Origin of the sequence: Amycolatopsis sp. WAC 01376, assembly GCF_003947415.1 — a bacterium.
In the GTDB taxonomy this organism is placed as follows: domain Bacteria; phylum Actinomycetota; class Actinomycetes; order Mycobacteriales; family Pseudonocardiaceae; genus Amycolatopsis.
Map to the genome: position 1 here is coordinate 129444 of NZ_QHKL01000008.1, position 15751 is coordinate 145194.

Sequence of the window (15751 nt, forward strand, 5' to 3'; positions counted from 1 at the left end):
CCCGCGCCGCTTTCGACGCGGGCCCGAACCAACACCACTTGACCGGAGCCGAGAGATTCATCGTCTCTATCTGGCACGCGCCCATGACATAGCGGCACACCTCAACGCCTACCAGCAACCGCGCCTCTCTCACTAATTTTCCTGGAGCAGTTCTGGAGCACGACATCGGTTACAACAGCGCCCAACAACGATGAACCGCGCTGAACGGAGCACAACTGCTCCAACCGACCAGCGGGTTCTCGATAACCGCAGGTCAGCGCCCTGCACGAACCTGGCAGTGAGGGGGTCAGGGGTTCGAGTCCCCTTAGCTCCACAATACGAAAACCCTCCCGGATCAGCGGAATTCCGCAGGTCGGGGAGGGTTTTCTCGTTTGATGGTGGATCTTCGGTGATCGCCTGAAGATCCACCACAGATCGATTCACGAACCTCGGCTGGAGGATTTCTGGATCAGCAACAGGCGCCCTGCCGCGGGCACGTGGGACTCGCGGTGAAGCGAGACAGGAAACGTCTCAGCTGCTACCGGTTCTCCCCCCTGCTTCCCACCACCGGGATGGGACTGCTCGCAACGATCAGACCCGGGATGACGGTCGGCATCACAGGATGTCGACGAGCATTGATGGCGCCCCATACGCCCGCGATGATCGCCTGCCACGGTTCAGAGGTCCGATAGGCTCCCGCCGACAACGTTGAGGGGGAACTTCGATGTCGAGATCTGTCAGACCCGTGCTGTGGACTTTCGGGACGCTCGCCGTGGGCGGGCTCGTGTTCTGGCTGGTGTTGGCCCTGAACATCCCATACCGAATTACTGCTACGCCGGAGACAACCTCGGCCACCATGTCGGAGACCACACCGGACCCGTCGCTCATGTCGGCTCCTCCGGCGGACATGTCCGCGTGGGTCACCGACATTCGGCCCGGCCCGGACGACCACAGTGCGGTACTGCGCGTCGATCTGCCTGCCTGTGCCGTCGAACCGCACACCCAGATCACCGAAGCTGCCGGCAGGATCGACGCCGGCGTCTTGTTCCAGCCCAGGAACGGCCCGGACTGCAAGCAGGTCCCGACCGACTTCCCGATGAAGACAGCAGCACCAATCGGGAAGCGGCCGGTGCTCGTCAACGCCGGGGACACCTGGGGGCTGACGTCCACCGGCTGGAAGAAATGCGACAAGATCCTCGGTTGCGAACCGCCCACCGACCATTGCGACCAAGCATGGGTGGCGCAGGTGGAGTTCAGCGCAGAGGCCGAGCACCCGGGCACAACACGGGCGTGCGACCAGAACTGGCTGATCCACGACCTGCGGCGGCACAGTGGCCAGGCCCCGGCCCGGGTCGTCTCCCGCTGGGCCGGCAACGGCTGGATGAGCTTCGCCTCGGCGAAGGGCGGCGGCTGCAGCGAAATCCTCGCTGTCGAGCCAGCATTCCCCACCCACCTCTGTCAGAATCTCACCCCTCCCTCGTGAGGACCCGACCCCCGGTTACGGCCGCCATGACCCAAGCCCAGTCCGCGCAACGGCCGAACTTCCCGTGACGCCAACGTGGCGCATCCGCTCATCGGCATGAGCCGACGTCACCTGCTGGAGCCGATAGCCCGGGAGTCACGCGTCAGCGCCGTGAGGTGACCGATCTCCTCTTCGTTGACGCCGTGGCGGGCCATCTGCGGATTACGGCACCGAGTAGCTCTCACCTCAAGGAAGGAATCACTGATGACCGCCAGCCACGCGGAATTCGCGACCGAAGCTCCATTTCGGCGGTGGTGAATGCACGTTCTCGACGACGAGGACATGTCGATCTTGTGTGAGCTGCGTGTTCCGGCATGCCTCACAGCGATTACACCGTGATCAGTCTCAGTTGCCTTGCCACTCCTCAGGGGCCGCTCGACTCTGCGGTTCGGCACCGATGATCAGACCGGCGGGCGAGCGTAGGTGACCGAGTACGGGTTGCCGTGGATGACGAACGGCAGCGTGCCGCCGTTGTCCTGCACGAAGGCGTTGATCCGCCAGGTCCCGCACCCGCTGGCCGGCTGGGTCACCGTCAGCTGCCCGAGTAGCCGCAGGTGGTGCAGATTCCCGCTCACCGCCGCGGTTTCCGAGGGCGTGGCCTGGGCGACGCAGCCGGGCGCGGCTGAGGACGGCGTCGCGACCGTCCGGAACCGCACCATCGCGGTGTTGCCCTTGCCCGGATAGGTGGTGCCGTCCGGGCAGGCGTTGCCACCGTCGCCGTAACAGCTCGTGGCGAAGAGATCGGCGGTGGCGAGGAACCTGGTGGCTCCCGGCAATGGGGTGTAGTCCACCGGGTTCACCTGTTTGCCGGGCGCATCCATCCCGAGGAAGGTGTTCTGCGAGGACCCGAACGTCTGCGCGGAGCCCTCGGGGCCGATGGCTCCGTCGATGTCCCCGATGAAGCCGCTGTACAACTTGGCGGTCTCGCGGCCGGGCCGGCCGGGTTGCCCGGCCGCGTACCCGTTGAGGACGTACGCCCGCAGCAGGCACTCGTAGTTGCCCGTGGTGGCCGGCTTGAACAGCATGCGCACGACGAGCGTGACCCTGCCGCCGCCGTGCAGCAGGTTCTGGCCGCTCCAGATCTGCCCGTGCTGGGTCGCCGTGTTCGGCAGCGTCTTGCCGCCCACCGGCTGGCAGGTGATCTTGTGCCCGATCGCGATGGCGGACACCGCGCCGTCCACTCGGCCGTCGCCGACCTCGATCTCACTGCGCAGGTTGTGCGAAGTGCCCGCGGTGACCGTGCCGAGGACGAGCCGGGCGCGGACCTCGCCTTCGCCGCCGGGTGACTCCACCATCGTCACCGGCGCGGCCTCGGCGATCTTGTCGTAGGCGTGGGCGGTTCCGGCGAGCACCGGGACCAGGAGCAGGGCGCTGAGTGTGGCCAGAAGGATTCGCACGCCTCCCACCATGCCGCAGACGACTAAGCCTTGTACCCGGTTCGGCACGGATCGGGTCAGACCAGGTGACTGCTCGAGGGCAGTGGCGTTCGCGAGGGCGTGACCGTGCTCGGAGAGCCCGGTGATCGCCGCGGCGGTCAGCGCGCGAACCGGAGATGATCATCCGGTTCGCCCCCCCAGCGGGAACCCCACCGTTTGTGTCCGGGAAACGCACTAACGGCGCCGATTTCACGGAGTCTGATCACACACCGCACAACAGCGGGCCTACGTTCAGACGAGAACGGCGCTCAGGTGGGTACTGATGTCGACCGGCTGTTTCGGCCGGTTGCGCACGCCGCTACGTTTCGGATTGGAATCGATCACTCTCCTTCGAAGAACGGCAATACCTCAAGCCGAACACTTTTCGCGAATTGCTTTGATGAGATCCTCGCGCATACCAGCCGGCCCGCTCGCCGGACCGGACGACCGGAGGAACACCACTACTCTTCAGACAAGGAACCCCGATGCCCCGCTACGAATGGGAAGTCACCCACCCCGGAATCGACATGATCCGCGCCGAGAGCCAGCCTGAACGCGACGAGGTGACCACCCACCGAATATATGACAGCTTCGCGTCGGCCTCCGACATCGCCGTCTTCATGGAACACCACGTGTTCGCCGTCTGGGATTTCATGTCCCTGCTGAAAACCCTGCAACGTCAGCTGACCTGCGTGGAGGTGCCCTGGATTCCACAGGGACACCCGACCAGCAGAAGACTCATCAACGACATCGTCCTCGTCGAAGAGAGCGACGAGCTGGAGTCGGGATTCAGCAGCCATTTCGAACTCTACCGAGCCGCCATGACAGAGGTCGGCGCGGATACCAGGGCCATCGACGAGTTCCTCGACGCCCTGCGGACAGGGAAAAGCGTGCCGGACGCCCTGGCCGCCGCCCGCGTACCTCGGCCGTCGGCCGAATTCGTTTCGGCGACCTGGCGGATCATCACCGACACCCCCGTGCACTGCCAAGCCGCGGCGTTCGCCTTCAGCCGCGAAGACCTCATCCCGGAAATGTTCGACAAGGTGATCGCCGCCGACCCGTCGGACGACCGACTCCGGCTGTTGCGCAGCTACCTCGAACGGCATATCGAAGTCGACGCCGACGAGCACACACCGATGGCGATGCAGATGCTCGCCGACCTCTGCGGCGACGACGACGCCAAGTGGGACGAGTGTCTCGGCACCGTCCGCTCGGCGATGCGCGACAGGGCCCGCTTTTGGGACGGCATCGTCTTGGCGATGGATACCGCGCTGGCCGGCGCCCGCTGACGTTCACGCCCGGCCGAACAGGGTGTGCTGGAGCTGCTCGAACGGTGCCGGGGTGACGCTGAACTCCCCGAGGAATGGATTGTCCATCGCGACGATGAGGAAGATCATCATGGCGATGAACACGGCGAACAAGCCGGAAATGACGAGGTGCGGGCCAAGCCGCTCGACGGCGAGCATCGACATGAGGAGCAAATTGATCAGGGCGCCGCCGATGAGCACCCACCACAGCGCGGCCGGCAGGCTGGCCGACACCGCGTTCATCACTTTCCGTCTGGCCTCGACGAACGTGTTGAACTGGGCGTAGGACTCGGCGTGCAGAATCTCCTGGCCGGGCGTGGCCGGTTCGAAGGTGGTCATCGTGCGCTGGATCGAGTCGACCAGGTCCGTCGTCTCGGACGTTGTCTCGCCCCGTTGCTGGTTCGGCCAGGCGACGTTGATGAGGGTGTCGACATAGTTCTCGACGTCACCACGGAGCCGGCTGCGCAACGGCTCCGGGTAGGCGGACACATCCCGGTAGAGCGCGGAGAGCGCGGTGGCTTCGCTGGCGACGCCGGCCTCGGCCTCGGAATAGGTCGTGTAGGTGGCGGCCGCGATGAGCCCGAGCAGCAGGCCGTAGAACAGCCCGGTCCCGGAGAGCACCAGATCCAGCAGCGAATTGCGCTGCTCGCGATCTTCGGCACCGAACAACCGATCCATGACCGGGCGGAGCAGGAAGACCGAACCCCAGCACACGACCAGCGCGACCACGACGAACAAGAGGAACATCCCCCAGTTCGGCAAATCATAGAGCCACGAGAACATGGGTTTCCTTCACCTGAGTAAGAAGGGACCGTGTCAGTGAACCGGTCGCCCGCATGCGACGAAAGTCAGGTGAAGCGATCGTGGGAAGACCGATAGTGATAAGTCACGCTTTCAGGTGGTCATCTACGCCATTTCCTCGTCGTGAAAGAGAAGTGCGCGGCGAATGCCCTGATCAGGCTATGCGTACTCGTTCGGCCTCCTGATAGCTTGGACGACAGCACTTCGCCGTGTCATAAAGGGAGCAAAGGCGCTCGTACCGGCAAAATCCAGCTCAAAGGAGCACTGTCGTGACTACTGCCACTCAGGTACACCAGCGGATCGAACAACGGTTCAAGCTGTACGACAAGAACAACAATGGCGCGATCGAACGTGACGACCTGGAAGCCGAAGCGAATCGAATTATCAAAGCATTCGGCGAAGCCGAGAACACCCCCAAGGCCAGCGCACTCAAGGAGGCCTACAGCGGACTGTGGGAGTACATGTCCCAGCAGACCGGCGCCGGCCCGGACGGCGCGATCACCCTTGAGCAGTTCGAGCAATTCTCCCAGCGGAACATCGTCGCACAGGGCGACGCCGGATTCGCCCGTGTCCTGCGACCGACCATCGAGGCCATCGTGAATCTGGTCGACACCGACGGGGACGGCCAGGTCAATCCTCCGGAGTTCAAACGGTGGCTCAAGGCGATCGGGGTCGACGCGTCTTCGGCCGATGAGGCCTTTGCTCTCCTGGACGTCAACGGCAACGGACAGCTGGACACCGACGAACTCGTCAAGGCCGTGCGCGACTACCACGCGGGCAAGCTGGACGTCCCGCTCCTCGGCAGCCCCCACTGACCGATGGGAATCGCGGCCGGGGGCTGAAGGGAAAGTCCCGTCGGCAGCAGCCGTGGCGCCTGCGCCACCGAGCACGACGTGCAGGCCGCGCTGCGCTGGTGCGCCAAGCACGGGGTGCCGTTCGCGCCCCGCTCGGGTGGCCACAATTACGCCGGCTACTCGACCACGACCGGCAAGTGGGGTTTGACCTGCGACCGGCTCGCCGACGACCGCGTCGTCCTCGCCGACGGGACCGTGGTGCGCGCCGCCGGAGACGAGAACTGTCCGCATGACTCAGTCGACCGTGCTCACCGCATGAGCCCTCGACAACGCGGTCACCACATCCGCACGGGTCAAACCGCAGGCAGCCATGCGGCGAACCGCGAGCGGTAGCGCCCCGGTGAGATGCCGACCTCCTGGGTGAAGGCGGTTCGGAACGTCACCGGCGATCCGTAGCCCACCTCGGACGAGATCCGGTCCACTGTGAGCTCGGTGGCCTCGAGCAGCTCCTTCGCCGCCGCGATTCGTTCCGCGGCGACCCAGCGCATGGGCGTGGTGCCGGCGTCCTGCTCGAACCGTCGGGCGAGGGTGCGGGGCGAGAGGTTCGCCGCTCGACCCAGTTCGGTGAGCGTCAGCGGCAGGCGGAGGTTTTCGCGAAGCCAGCCGCGGAGGTCGTCCAACCAGGCGGCGCGATCCTCCAGCGGCTCGGCGTGTACGTACTGCGCCTGATCGCCGTCACGGTGGGCAGCGATGACGAGGTAGCGGGCCGTGTTGTTCGCGGCGCGTTCCCCGTGGTCGCGCCGGATCAGATGCAGGCACAGATCGAGGCCCGCCGCCGAGCCGGCACTGGTGAAGATGCCGTTGTCCTCCACGTAGATGGCGCGTGCGTCGAGCTCGACGTTGGGATACATCCGCTGCAGCAGTGCGGCGTGCCGCCAGTGAGTGGTGGCCCGGCGCCCGTCGAGCAGGCCGGCCTCGGCGAGCGCGAACGTGCCGGTGCACAGAGCCACCATGCGGGCGCCGCGGTCGGCGGCGCGCCGCAACTCGCGGACCAGCCGGGCGCCGACCGGCCGCCCCGGTGGCACCGCCGGCACCAGCACCGTGTCACCCTCGGCCACGGCGCTCAGCGGTCGTTCCGGGACCAGGCGGGCGCCGGTGTGGGTGCGAACGCCGCGCAGGTCACCGCACAGCGTCACGTCGTAGAGCGGACCGTGGTCGGGATCCCAGCCGTAACCCAGTGCCTCCAGCGGCATGCCGATCTCGAACAGGGTCATGCCGTCGACGAGCGGGATCGTGATCGTCGGACGCGGGAGAACCATGATGGCAAAATCCTAGCACTTTACGTCAATCCTGCCACTGCTGCGAAAGGGCGCCGCTTGCCACTCTTGAGCTATGTACTTCGACGACTCCATCGCACAAGAGATCCCGAAGACCCACGACCCCTCGTCCTCGAACGACGTTCGCGCCCAGCGGCCCATCCGGCGCCTGCTCCGCGCCCTGTGGAGTGGGGCCCGCCAGGTCGCCTGGGGTATCGACGCGTTCTCCAGCGTCCGGCATAGCATCGACGTGCCTCCCGACCACGGTGCCCGCAACCGCCCCCGCCGGTGCCCCGCCACCCGCGAGGGGCCGGTCGACGGCAGGATGCCCTGCGCCTGAGCCTGCGCCTCGAGGAGTACGACCGGCATCTCCGTTTCCAGGGGAACGCTGCCTCGCGACGCTACGTCACCTGTGTCCGCGACGCGAGCAAAGCCTTGTGTCACAACGGGAACGGCACCACTCTCAAACCTCGGAGACCGTCGACCGCCGGCCTGCCGCAACGTCGCCCTCACCCCCTACGCCGGCCAACGACTGCGTTCCCGGCGTGACCTGATCATCCAGCCGACTTCCTCATGTCGATGACCGTGACCGTTTCTCTGGCACCATGGTCTAATATGCAAACGCATCCGGTTGCGTATTCGAAAGGTGGTGGGCCGGATGATGAAGACCCTGGGCAAGATCCTGTTGCTCGCCCTGGCCCTTGCGGTGATGGCGGCCTGGCTGGTCGTCCTCAGGCTGAAGGACGTGGCGGCGCCCGTGCTCGTGGTTTACGGCCTGCTGCTGCTCGGCCTGGTGATCGGGTTGCTGTGGCCCGGCGTATACGGACGGCGCCTCGCGCGTGCCCGCGTCGGGTGGTTCCTCGGCGTGCCGGCGGGGCTGGGCACACTCGGGCTGTACTTCGCGGTCGTCTTCTACATCGCGGACATCCCCGTGCTCCTCGGCCTGGCCGCCGCGGCCTCGCTGGCCGGAGCGATGGTCGCCGGCTCACGCGGACGCCGCGATGTGGCGAAACCGGCCGCCAGTCGCAGCAGGCGAGTGTTCGTGCTGGGCGGCGTCGGTGTCGCGCTGGGCGCCTTGAGCGGGCTGTCGGCCGGCTGGGTCGAACGGCATCGCCAGAACCAGCCGGCGCGGGCCGGGAAGGAGCGGGAAGAGGCGATCCGCGCCCCCGGCGGGCGGCAGCGGATGACCGACGGCGCGGTGCGGGTGTTCCCGCCGCATACCGGCGACACCGTGGTCACCTTCGGCCAGTTCTACGGCGGCCTCGACGGCTGGGAAGGGCCGAACGGCTATCTGCGCACCTTGCTCGACAAGGCGACGATCACCGTGCCGGTCTATGCCTACCTCGTCGATCACCCCCGGCACGGCGTGATGATGATCGACGCCGGGATCCACTGGGAACAGGCACACGACCACGACGGGTACTACAACCACAACGCCATGGTGTCGCGCCTGCTGAGCGACCGCGACGAATACACGATGACCACCGAGCAGGACCTGCGAGTCCGCTTGGCCCGCCTCGGGTACGACGTCAAGGACGTCACGACCGTGTTCCTCACCCACGTCCACGACGACCACGCCGGCGGCCTCCGCCACCTCCCGCAGGCCACGGTGACACTGGATCGGCGCGACTGGGACCACGGCGTGCTGTACCCGTACTCCTTCGACCTGGTCAAGGACAAGCTCACCTTCCCGCGCTTCGACTCGGGCGCGTTCCACGCCTTCCCCGAGAGCCAGGACCACTTCGGAGACGGCAGCGTGATCCTGCTGCCGACACCCGGACACTCACCCGGGCATATGTGCGTACTGCTGCGCATGGACGACGGCAACGCGCTGTTCACCGGCGACACCCTCTACACACTCCCGCATCTCGCCGTCGACCAGGTCCGCCAGATGACGATCGGCGGCACGGACACCGTGCACCAACTCGACGCGGCACGGCGCATCCAGGACCTGCTCACCTCGGCACCGACCACCGTGCCGCTGTTCGCCCACGACAACACGCCCTATCAGCTCGACGCAGTCGAATCCGTTCTCTCACAAGGGATCCCCGGAACAGCAGGAATCAGGAGGCTTCGACGGCACATGAGTACCGTCCTCACCCCCGACTGGCGGCTACGCCCGGGACACAGGCCCCAATTCGTCCCGGAGCAGGCGCGGGTGGAGTTCCGATGACCTCGGCTCGCCGCTCCCGAGGCAGGCCCCGCGACCCCCACGCCGACGAGCTGATCATGAAGACCGCACTGGAGCTGTTCGCGGAACGCGGCGTGGAAGGCGCGAACTTCGAACAGATCGCCAAACGCGCCGGCGTGGCCAAGGTGACCATCTACCGGCGCTGGTCATCGAAGGAGGAACTGCTGACCCAAGCCATCGAGCAAGCCCGCACCCTCGTGCCCGAGGCGGAGATCTGGGCGGCGGCGGACCCGTCGGCGAGGCAGCCTGACGAACGGCTGATGGAGTCCTGGACAGGCACCTTCGGCGACACGCGGTTCCGGGCCGTGCTCGCCCAGCTCATCGGCTCCAGCGTCAGCCACCCCGCTTTGCTGGCCACCTACCGGGAGCAGTACATCGAGCCCCGGCGCCAGGTCATCCTCGCCGCACTCGAACAATCCAAAAAGGACGGACAGCTGGCCGAGGAAGCCGACATCGACTCAGTGATCGACATGGTCGTGGGCGCGGCCATGTACCGCATGCTCATCGACCCCGCCACGGCAGACGACCCCGCCACCACACGCCGCTACCTGGACGACATCGTCCGCCAAGCCAACCGGCTGCTCCAGCCGCACCGCGAGGAACAGACATGACCGGACACATCGACGTCCACACGCACATGATCCCCACCGGCTACGCCCAATGGTTGCGCGACCATGGTGTGCACGCGCCCGGTGGCCGCGAGCTGCCCGAGTGGAGCCCGGACCTGGCGCTGGAGCTGATGGGTCGCCACGGCATCGCCACCGCGATCCTCTCCCTCAGCACTCCGGGCGTGCACCTGGACGACGGTGCCGACGCACCGGCATTGGCGCGCGGCATGAACGAGTTCGGAGCCGAACTGGTCAAGGACCATCCGGGCAGGTTCGGGCTGTTCGCCACGCTCACCCTGCCCGATGTGGACACAGCCCTCGCCGAAGCGGTGTACGCGCTGGACGAACTGTCTGCCGACGGTGTGATCCTGCTGGCCAACAGTCGCGGCCTCTACCTGGGCGAGCCGAGTCTGGACCCGCTCATGACGGTCCTGGACGAACGCTCCGCCGTCGTCCTCGTCCACCCTGCCGATCTGCCCGGTCCGGCCGTGCCCGGGATCCCGCCGTTCGCCGCCGACTTCCTGCTCGACACCACCCGGGCAGCGTTCAACCTGGTGCGCCACAACGTGCCACGACGGTTCCCGGGTATCAGGTTCATCCTCGGCCACGCCGGTGGCTTCGTCCCCTACGCGGCGCATCGCCTCGCCTTGAGCGTCTTCGCCCAGACCGGCCGCGATCTTGACGAAGTGCTTGACGATCTGGCCGGTTTCTTCTTCGACACCGCCATGTCCGCCAGCCCAGCCGCCCTGCCCTCACTGCTCGCCTTCGCCAAACCCGGACACGTGCTCTACGGCAGCGACTGGCCCTTCGCCCCAGAACCCGCCGTCGCCTACTTCACCGCACCGATCCAGGACTCCGAGGACATCGGGCACCACAACGCCCGGACGCTGTTCCCACGCCTCACCCGATCAAGCCGACCACTATGAAGTCAGGTCCACATGGGGAATCGGGCCTTTCGCAGTCCTGATCCCGTTGACGTTTCCGGGTACGGCCTGTTCCTTTGAGCCGGCATCCTTCCAGTCGCCTCGTTGCGGTTGTGCCCGGCGGCTCACGGGTTATCGAGGGGTAAGGCAAAGGTGGCGTGGTCGGTGCCGGGGGTGAAGGCTCCCTTCGAACACGACACGTTTGAGCTTCTTCTCAATATCCCAAGGGAACGGCGATCGGTGAGGTTCGACGGAGTTCGTGGCTGGCCTTTGGAGGATGGGTCAAAGGACCGCGGTTTCGCGGCCGGCGTCGCGGGCCGCTGTCAGGGCTTCGGTGTGGTGACCGGCGGCAAGGTCCTTGAGGTGCTCCATACCAGGGCTGGTGGCGGCGAGCAGATCGCGCACGCGTGGGTCGAGATCGCCCGTCGCAGGCCTGGCACCATGATGTTCCTGGAACGTATGGTCAATGGCCGGCCCGGCCTGGTCGCCCAGCAGGACGGCGTCATCGTGACGGTGTTCGCGTTCGAGGTCGTGAGTGACCGGACCAAGCGCATCTGGGTGGTACGCAACCCCGAGAAGCTCCGCTGCTGGTCACCCCGCTCTCGCACTGGTCGGAATCTGGCCGTTGAACCTCATATCGACCTCGTGGCAGGCCCTCTCCAAAACCAGCGCCACACCAAGCTGTCGACAACAGGCTCGCGCTGGACGGGACACCGGCGCGCTTGGAGTCCCGCTCCTGCCGCCGAGGCGATCACTCAGACGGCCGAAACCGATCGCGGGAGTTCTGTGTCGTCGGAAAAAACCTCACCACCGACGACCCTTTTGCCCTATGGCCTGCACACTCCTCATAGTCGAAAATGAGGCCAATGAACGGAGCGAATGAATACTCATCTCACATATATCAGGATGGTCGACAGTTCATCTTCCCGTCCCCTCGCTCAAGTGGACTGACACCGAGAACCACCCTGCGGGGCGACAGGACGTGATGATCCCAGCGCCCTTTGATCCCACCTTTACCCTGGTCGTCGAACCCTCGACGATCACCGCGATCACCGCGGAGCTGGCAGATCGACTTCGCACGCTGATCGCGCCTTGCCCATACGACGAGCCCTACGAAATACCGAGCGAAACGCCCACCAGAGCGATCAGTGAATTTGCTGAATCTTCTGAATTGGCATCGATGTCCTGCCGGCTTCACTCCGCCGTACAGTTGGCCATCCTCGCCGTTGCCGATTCCCACGCCATCCGCACCGGTGACGATTCGAAAGCGCCACCCAGCCGACGCCGTCAAGCCGTTGTCGAGTCGGTGTTCGATCAGCGCGACCCGGCGCGCCTCTTGCCTTTCGCCGGAGACCCTCGTGTCGTCGCCTGGCAACGGGGAAGCGGCGTGTGCGTCGTAAACCTCAGCTCGCGATTCGTGCCCGTGCGACGCGACTGGGGCACGGTACTCGAGTTCTCCGCTCCAGTGGCGAGTTCTGCGGAGTCGACCCTTCTCGTGCCCTACAGCACAGCCTGGCTGGCGCGAGGCACGCGAAGCAAGACAGCATCCGGAACAGGTGCTGACAGGCCACGGGCCGACCGCAAGGTACTGGCCTGACCGTCGGGGTCGTGCTCCCGATTCGAGGAGTGAGCGCGGTCGATCTCGCTCGGAGGTGGGGTGAAGGCTCCCTTCGCCGCGTCTGATGCCATGAAGGACGCCTTCGACCCATCTTTCAGGCCTAGGGCGCGAGATCGAGGAGGGCGCTCAGCCGCCGCAAGACGTCCAGCTGGGCCGGGTTGTAGAGCTCCACCAAGCCACGCAGGACCATCGGTTCGGAAAGAGCCACCCGTGCCGTCGCTTCCGTCAAGGCCGGCTGAGTTTCGAGCTGATGGCGCGCGACCGGCGCGAGAGCCTCGGCCAGTCGCTGTCTCGTGGCCTCGTCGGCGTCGGCGTCGAGCGCCTCGAACTCCGCTTGCGCGAGAGGACGAGGTGCCGAGTGCAACTCCCGCACCGCGTCCATCGCCTTCGCATCCAGCACCCGCGAGAAGACCATCAGTATCGAACGTTCCACTTCGGACAGGTCGGCGACGTTCCCGTCGAAACCCGGCGGCAGGTCGACAAGGCTGCGGCGGTCCAGGATCAACGCCAGCTCCTTCCGCATCCGCTCCTGCCGTTCGATGCTCGCCTTCAGCTCGGCGTCCAGCGCGCGCAACGTCCGCTCCGCGTTCCCGTCCGACTCCTCCATCGCCTCGATGTCGGCCAGCGGCACCCCCAGATCGACGAGCCGCCGGATCCGCAGCAGCCGGATCAAATGCGTGATGCGGTACCGCTTGTACCCGTTCGCTCCTCGTTCCGGCTCGTCGAGCAGACCGATCCGGTGGTAGTAGCGGACGGTCTTCAGGGTCGTGCCTGCCAGCTCCGCCAGCTCACGTGTACTCCAGGCCATCCCCCGCAGTGCACACCATGCCCCTGGGGCACAGTCAAGGAAGGTCACCGGAAGGCGCCGGCGGCGGACGTCTTCGTTGACCATGCCCCGAGGACACGGTCTCTACTCGAACCGGACGGCGCACGACCGACCACCCGAGGGGAAACCATGCGGAGAGCCTTGACCATCGTCATCGCGGCGGCCTTGCTGGCACCACCAGGACTCGCTCAGGCGGGTGAGCCCGCCCAGGCGTTGCAGTGGGGCGAGTGCCCGGCCGACGTCGCCAAACCCGGCCTTCAGTGCACCACCATCGACGTCGCCCTGGACCACCGGCGCCAGGACGGACAGCAGATCCAAATCACGGTCTCCCGGCTGGCGAGCAAGAATCCCGAGAAGCGCCGGGGTGTGCTGCTGACCAACCCCGGCGGACCGGGCGGCAGCGGACTCGGCTTCCCGGGCGGGCTGGTCGATCTCGGGCTGCCGCAAAGCGTCCTGGACAGCTACGACATCATCGGCTTCGACCCGCGTGGCGTGGGCCGGAGCACCCCGGTCACCTGCGACCTGACGCCGGAACAGCAGAACAGGGGCAACATCCCGCCCTACGCACGGGACGCCGCCGATGTGCTGACACAGGCTCAGAACGCGAAGGCCGTCGCCGAGCAGTGCGCCGAGTCCAAGACGGCGAATCTGCTCCCCTACCTGTCGACCGCGGCCACCGCGCGCGACATGGACCGGATCCGCGAGGCACTGCACGAGGACAAGCTCTCCTTCCTCGGCTATTCCTACGGCACCCATCTCGGGGCGGTCTACACCACGCTGTTCCCCGACCGGAGCGACCGGATCGTGCTCGACAGCAACCTCGTCCCGAGCGGCCTGGACCGGGTGGCCAGCCGGTTGTTCGGCCTCGGAACGGAGAAGCGGTTCCCGGACTTCGCCAAGTTCGCCGCCGCGCGACCTGAATACGACCTAGGCACCACTCCGGAAGAGGTCACCGCGAAGTACTTCGACCTCGCCGCCCGCCTGGACAAGGCACCGGTGCAAGGTTTCGACGGCACCCTGTTCCGGCTGGCGACCTTCGCGTCCCTGTACCGGGACAGCCGGATGCCCGAACTGGCCGCGATCTGGCACGCGCTCGACACGAATCAGCCGCCACCACCGTCGGCCGAGGCGAAGGCTCCGCAGAATCTGGAGAACGCGGTGGCCAGCCACCTTTACGTGCTCTGCAACGACTCCCGCTGGCCGAGGTCGGTGGGCAGCTATCTCCACGACGTCTCCGTGGACCGGAAGCGCTACCCGATGTTCGGCGCGGCCGGGGCCAACATCCGCCCGTGCGCCTTCTGGCGGTCCGAGCCCGCCGAGCCGCCCGTGCGGGTCGGCGACCGGGGCCCGTCGAACGTGCTGCTCGCGCAGAACACCCGCGACCCGGCGACGCCACTGGCCGGCGCCGGGCACATGCGGCGCGCCTTCGGTGACCGGGCCCGGATGGTCACCGCGGACCAGGGCGGCCACGGCGCTTACCTGATCGGCGCGAACAAATGCGCGAACGACACGGTCACCGCGTTCCTGACCACGGGCGAACGGCCGAGGGACGATCGAACCTGCGTGGCGGAACCGGCCTGACCTCCGCCGGTGCCGGGCCGGTCGGCGCCAGGACCGGTGATGAGGTGGGCCACGCGACGTCGTCGATGGCGAGCCACGGCGCGACGGCCACGACCGAGGGGGTGAGCCCCGTGAACGCCTTGACCTCGCGGTGGAGGTGGGATTGGTCGGCGTAGCCGCACTCGGCGGCGACGCCGGCGGCGGTGTGACCGGTCGCGAGGAGGTGGGCGGCGTGGTCGAACCGCACCAGCCGGATGGCGCGTTTGGGGCTGATTCCGAGCTGGGACCGGAAGCGTGACCACAGACGCTTGCGGTCCCAGCCGACCTCGCCTGCCAGGCTGTCGACCTGTATCCGCCCTCGGCTCGTGAGCGTCCGCCGCCAAATGTGGGCGACTCCCGGGTCGACCGGCGTGCGGGCGCGCATCCGTCGGCCCACGACCTCGGCCGCGATCCTGAACCGTTCATCCCAGGACGCGGCGGCACGCAACCGGTCTTCGATCCGCTCGGCGTCGCGACCCCAGACGTCCGCGAGAGGGGCCATCGTCCCGCTGAGATCGGGTGCTGCGTCGAGCACCGCGGCCGCCACGTCCGGCTCGAGCCGGATCTGGAGACATTCGCCCACGCGGCCACCTGCCCGCAGATCGCCGGGCATGAGCCCGATGACGACACTGCCGCGCTCGCGCCGGCCGCGGCTGTCGCAGACCATGCCGTCTCCCTCGCTCAGGTCGATGAGAAGGGTGACGGAGGGGTGCGCGACCATGGCGATGTCCACGGGAGCGGGGAGACGCTGGCGGAACCCGGCCATGCTGATCCCCGGCAGCCGATCCGACCGGCGCGGAACCGCGATGTCCACCGTTTCCCAGCCCGGCGGTCTTCCAGTCGACAGCACAC

15 protein-coding genes and 1 pseudogene are annotated in these 15751 nt (G+C 66.8%); 11 read left to right on the forward strand and 5 right to left on the reverse strand.

Translation table 11 applies throughout. From position 1 onward, the window contains the following. The first annotated feature begins 724 nt into the window (after positions 1-724). Entirely contained in the window at positions 725-1462 is a 738-nt protein-coding gene (locus DMH03_RS33920) for a hypothetical protein (RefSeq protein ID WP_233611783.1), read from the forward strand. A 440-nt stretch (positions 1463-1902) separates the two neighbouring features. Here the strand turns inward: DMH03_RS33920 and DMH03_RS33925 are convergent, their stop codons facing one another. Further along, complete coding sequence (locus DMH03_RS33925; RefSeq protein ID WP_125796099.1) at positions 1903-2898, reverse strand: hypothetical protein; 996 nt, start codon at positions 2896-2898, stop codon at positions 1903-1905. 503 nt (positions 2899-3401) lie between these two features. Here DMH03_RS33925 and DMH03_RS33930 point away from each other — a divergent pair. After that, positions 3402-4205 (forward strand): DUF3050 domain-containing protein, encoded by an 804-nt coding sequence (locus DMH03_RS33930; RefSeq protein WP_125796100.1) that lies wholly within the window; start codon positions 3402-3404, stop codon positions 4203-4205. A gap of 3 nt (positions 4206-4208) precedes the next feature. Here the strand turns inward: DMH03_RS33930 and DMH03_RS33935 are convergent, their stop codons facing one another. Next, a complete protein-coding gene (locus DMH03_RS33935) occupies positions 4209-5006 on the reverse strand; it encodes a DUF4239 domain-containing protein (RefSeq protein ID WP_125796101.1) in 798 nt (265 codons plus the stop codon). Between the two features lie 287 nt (positions 5007-5293). On the opposite strand from DMH03_RS33935, the gene DMH03_RS33940 reads away from it, so the two are divergent. Next, positions 5294-5839, forward strand: a complete 546-nt coding sequence (locus DMH03_RS33940; protein ID WP_125796102.1) for an EF-hand domain-containing protein — start codon at positions 5294-5296, stop codon at positions 5837-5839. Between the two features lie 72 nt (positions 5840-5911). Beyond that, positions 5912-6211, forward strand: a pseudogene (locus DMH03_RS33945) (FAD-binding protein); the annotation flags it as partial. Here the strand turns inward: DMH03_RS33945 and DMH03_RS33950 are convergent. Further along, positions 6172-7137, reverse strand: a complete 966-nt coding sequence (locus tag DMH03_RS33950) for a GlxA family transcriptional regulator (protein ID WP_125796104.1) — start codon at positions 7135-7137, stop codon at positions 6172-6174. The pseudogene DMH03_RS33945 and the gene DMH03_RS33950 overlap by 40 nt on opposite strands. A 73-nt stretch (positions 7138-7210) precedes the next feature. On the opposite strand from DMH03_RS33950, the gene DMH03_RS33955 reads away from it, so the two are divergent. The 6 genes from DMH03_RS33955 to DMH03_RS33980 all read left to right on the forward strand — a co-directional run bounded on the left by DMH03_RS33955 (position 7211) and on the right by DMH03_RS33980 (position 12453). Then, complete coding sequence (locus DMH03_RS33955) at positions 7211-7474, forward strand: hypothetical protein (protein WP_125796105.1); 264 nt, start codon at positions 7211-7213, stop codon at positions 7472-7474. 318 nt (positions 7475-7792) lie between these two features. Continuing rightward, the gene (locus DMH03_RS33960) at positions 7793-9307 is read left to right on the forward strand and encodes an N-acyl homoserine lactonase family protein (RefSeq protein WP_125796106.1); all 1515 of its coding nucleotides are present in this window, start codon (positions 7793-7795) and stop codon (positions 9305-9307) included. Next, complete coding sequence (locus DMH03_RS33965; protein WP_125796107.1) at positions 9304-9936, forward strand: TetR/AcrR family transcriptional regulator; 633 nt, start codon at positions 9304-9306, stop codon at positions 9934-9936. Before DMH03_RS33960 ends, DMH03_RS33965 begins: the two co-directional genes overlap by 4 nt. After that, positions 9933-10859 (forward strand): amidohydrolase family protein, encoded by a 927-nt coding sequence (locus DMH03_RS33970; protein ID WP_125796108.1) that lies wholly within the window; start codon positions 9933-9935, stop codon positions 10857-10859. The genes DMH03_RS33965 and DMH03_RS33970 overlap by 4 nt, the downstream gene beginning before the upstream one ends. A 162-nt stretch (positions 10860-11021) precedes the next feature. Then, positions 11022-11717 (forward strand): hypothetical protein, encoded by a 696-nt coding sequence (locus tag DMH03_RS42460; protein WP_199749127.1) that lies wholly within the window; start codon positions 11022-11024, stop codon positions 11715-11717. A gap of 121 nt (positions 11718-11838) precedes the next feature. Next, entirely contained in the window at positions 11839-12453 is a 615-nt protein-coding gene (locus DMH03_RS33980; protein ID WP_125796109.1) for a hypothetical protein, read from the forward strand. Between the two features lie 121 nt (positions 12454-12574). On the opposite strand, the gene DMH03_RS33985 is transcribed toward DMH03_RS33980, so the two are convergent. Beyond that, positions 12575-13282 (reverse strand): MerR family transcriptional regulator, encoded by a 708-nt coding sequence (locus tag DMH03_RS33985; protein WP_125796110.1) that lies wholly within the window; start codon positions 13280-13282, stop codon positions 12575-12577. 147 nt (positions 13283-13429) lie between these two features. Between DMH03_RS33985 and DMH03_RS33990 the strand changes: the two genes are divergently transcribed. Then, the gene (locus DMH03_RS33990; protein WP_125796111.1) at positions 13430-14881 is read left to right on the forward strand and encodes an alpha/beta hydrolase; all 1452 of its coding nucleotides are present in this window, start codon (positions 13430-13432) and stop codon (positions 14879-14881) included. On the opposite strand, the gene DMH03_RS33995 is transcribed toward DMH03_RS33990, so the two are convergent. Further along, complete coding sequence (locus DMH03_RS33995; RefSeq protein ID WP_233611784.1) at positions 14814-15749, reverse strand: AraC family transcriptional regulator; 936 nt, start codon at positions 15747-15749, stop codon at positions 14814-14816. The genes DMH03_RS33990 and DMH03_RS33995 overlap by 68 nt on opposite strands. Positions 15750-15751 lie beyond the last annotated feature (2 nt).

What these genes read in the sequence shown, in the direction of transcription:
- DMH03_RS33930 (WP_125796100.1), top strand. Translation starts at nt 3,402, where the DNA reads ATGCCCCGCTACGAATGGGAAGTCACCCACCCCGGAATCGACATGATC.
- DMH03_RS33935 (WP_125796101.1), bottom strand. Translation starts at nt 5,006, where the DNA reads ATGTTCTCGTGGCTCTATGATTTGCCGAACTGGGGGATGTTCCTCTTG.
- DMH03_RS33950 (WP_125796104.1), bottom strand. Translation starts at nt 7,137, where the DNA reads ATGGTTCTCCCGCGTCCGACGATCACGATCCCGCTCGTCGACGGCATG.
- DMH03_RS33955 (WP_125796105.1), top strand. Translation starts at nt 7,211, where the DNA reads ATGTACTTCGACGACTCCATCGCACAAGAGATCCCGAAGACCCACGAC.
- DMH03_RS33960 (WP_125796106.1), top strand. Translation starts at nt 7,793, where the DNA reads ATGATGAAGACCCTGGGCAAGATCCTGTTGCTCGCCCTGGCCCTTGCG.
- DMH03_RS33965 (WP_125796107.1), top strand. Translation starts at nt 9,304, where the DNA reads ATGACCTCGGCTCGCCGCTCCCGAGGCAGGCCCCGCGACCCCCACGCC.
- DMH03_RS33970 (WP_125796108.1), top strand. Translation starts at nt 9,933, where the DNA reads ATGACCGGACACATCGACGTCCACACGCACATGATCCCCACCGGCTAC.
- DMH03_RS33985 (WP_125796110.1), bottom strand. Translation starts at nt 13,282, where the DNA reads ATGGCCTGGAGTACACGTGAGCTGGCGGAGCTGGCAGGCACGACCCTG.
- DMH03_RS33990 (WP_125796111.1), top strand. Translation starts at nt 13,430, where the DNA reads ATGCGGAGAGCCTTGACCATCGTCATCGCGGCGGCCTTGCTGGCACCA.